This window comes from Paenibacillus sp. LHD-38 (assembly GCF_031157315.1).
GTDB lineage: Bacteria > Bacillota > Bacilli > Paenibacillales > Paenibacillaceae > Pristimantibacillus.
Window position 1 is genome coordinate 1 of record NZ_JAVIFU010000137.1, and the last position, 944, is coordinate 944.

The window sequence follows — 944 nt, forward strand, 5'->3', positions numbered from 1 at the left end:
TAAGTTGGGTGAAACCGTGGAGGAACTGCTGCCCGATCATGAAGGAGCGATTAGCGACAAGCTTCAAATCGCTAGACAAATCGTAGAAGATGAGCGTCTACTATCCCATAAAGGCATTCTTTCAGCCATTGATCCAGACGCCCGGTTCGCTTGGAAAAGCAAAACCAAATCCTTCTTTGGATACAAAGAGCATTTAGCCATGACGGAAGAAGAGATCATTACAGCCATTGAAGTCACACCTGGCAGCAGTGACGATGGTAAACAACTTTCCGCTCTTTTGTCACAGACGCAAGCAAACGGCATTACGGTAACGGAAATCATTGGAGATACAGCGTACTCCGGCAAAGATAATCTGGCGGAGATGAAAAAAGAAACGATTCAGCCTGTCGTTCCGCTAAACCCCATTGTTCATCATGGGGGCGAACGCCAAGAAGGATTTGAATACAATAAAGATGCAGATTTTATGGTATGTCCTGCTGGTCAGCACAGCACTAGGAAAGCTTTGCAGGGAAGTAAACAAAGCGGTAAAAGCCGCTCCCTTGTGTTTTATTTTGATGTTGAGAAGTGTAAGGCTTGTCCGCTGAGCGAAGGGTGTTACAAACCAGGCTCAAAGAGCAAGACATACTCGGTTCGCATCATTGCCGAGCACTTCAAGGAGCAAATTGAGTTTGAACTTAGTGATACGTTTAAAGAACGGATTAAGCGCAGACCGATTATTGAACACAAGAATGCAGAGATGAAGAGGTTCCACGGGATGGCAACAGCCAAATACCGAGGATTATTTCGCATGCGAATACAGGCCAACCTCACCGCGTTTGTTGTGAATGTGAAACGAATGGTGAAGCTGATAGAGCAAAAGCAGCCCGCCCTCGGATGAGGGACGAGCTGCTTTTTTAGTTTCCGCGATAACATTTCCAATTTGAAGCTTACTTTTACTCAAAAGC

Annotated in this window: 1 protein-coding gene; it reads left to right on the forward strand. The window is 45.7% G+C overall.

Features of this window, described 5'->3' with window-relative positions; all coding sequences use genetic code 11:
* On the forward strand, positions 1–877 hold an 877-nt coding region (locus RCO25_RS34600), incomplete at its 5' end, for a transposase (protein ID WP_309000570.1).
* Positions 878–944 lie beyond the last annotated feature (67 nt).